This window comes from Photobacterium nomapromontoriensis (assembly GCF_050336815.1).
GTDB classification, from domain to species: Bacteria; Pseudomonadota; Gammaproteobacteria; order Enterobacterales; family Vibrionaceae; genus Photobacterium; species Photobacterium nomapromontoriensis.
The window spans coordinates 1-879 of record NZ_JAKJSL010000101.1 but is presented as its reverse complement, the minus strand read 5'-3'; the positions used below and the strand labels follow the sequence as shown (position 1 = coordinate 879).

Annotated in this window: 2 tRNA genes and 2 rRNA genes; all 4 read right to left on the bottom strand. The window is 47.9% G+C overall.

Features of this window, described 5'->3' with window-relative positions:
* A 23S ribosomal RNA gene (locus tag L4D12_RS25490) occupies positions 1 to 97 on the bottom strand; the annotation flags it as partial.
* Between the two features lie 268 nt (positions 98 to 365).
* Positions 366 to 441: transfer RNA gene (locus L4D12_RS25485), tRNA-Ala, on the bottom strand.
* Between the two features lie 43 nt (positions 442 to 484).
* A tRNA-Ile gene (locus L4D12_RS25480) sits at positions 485 to 561 on the bottom strand.
* Between the two features lie 74 nt (positions 562 to 635).
* A 16S ribosomal RNA gene (locus L4D12_RS25475) occupies positions 636 to 879 on the bottom strand; the annotation flags it as partial.

The following is an 879-nucleotide window of genomic DNA, read 5'->3' as shown; positions in this document are numbered from 1 at the left end:
GGCTTTTACTGCCTAAACTGGGCTTATCGCAAGTTAATACGTCCTTCATCGCCTCTGACTGCCAAGGCATCCACCGTGTACGCTTAGTCACTTAACCATACAACCCCAAGAGGTTTCGTATGTTCAAACAACCAAGGTTTGCGTCGTTATCTTCGATCAAGAAAGATAAGGACTTTGGTTTTTCGCCGGACTCGATACAAGACACTTGAATGTGTTTGTGTTGAGAACTCGTTCTTCATAAAGAAGAACATTTGTAATTCAATCATTCGATTGAATTTACTAGTCAGCTTTCCAGATTGTTAAAGAACATGTGTTTACCGAAGTATCCACTTTCTAACGACACTGTTGCCAGYGTGTTTAGAGAGTGGTGGAGCTATGCGGGATCGAACCGCAGACCTCCTGCGTGCAAGGCAGGCGCTCTCCCAGCTGAGCTATAACCCCAACGTTTAAAAGACTCATCACTCACTTTCTCTGGGAGAGAAAGTGGTGGGTCTGAGTGGACTTGAACCACCGACCTCACCCTTATCAGGGGTGCGCTCTAACCACCTGAGCTACAGACCCAAGTCTTTTTGCGTTCTTTTACATTTTAACCAAGCAATCTGTGTGGACACTGCATAAAACAGCAGTCTATCGTTTAAGGAGGTGATCCAGCCCCAGGTTCCCCTAGGGCTACCTTGTTACGACTTCACCCCAGTCATGAACCACACCGTGGTAAACGCCCTCCCGAAGGTTAAGCTATCTACTTCTGGTGCAGCCCACTCCCATGGTGTGACGGGCGGTGTGTACAAGGCCCGGGAACGTATTCACCGTAGCATTCTGATCTACGATTACTAGCGATTCCGACTTCATGGAGTCGAGTTGCAGACTCCAATCCGGACC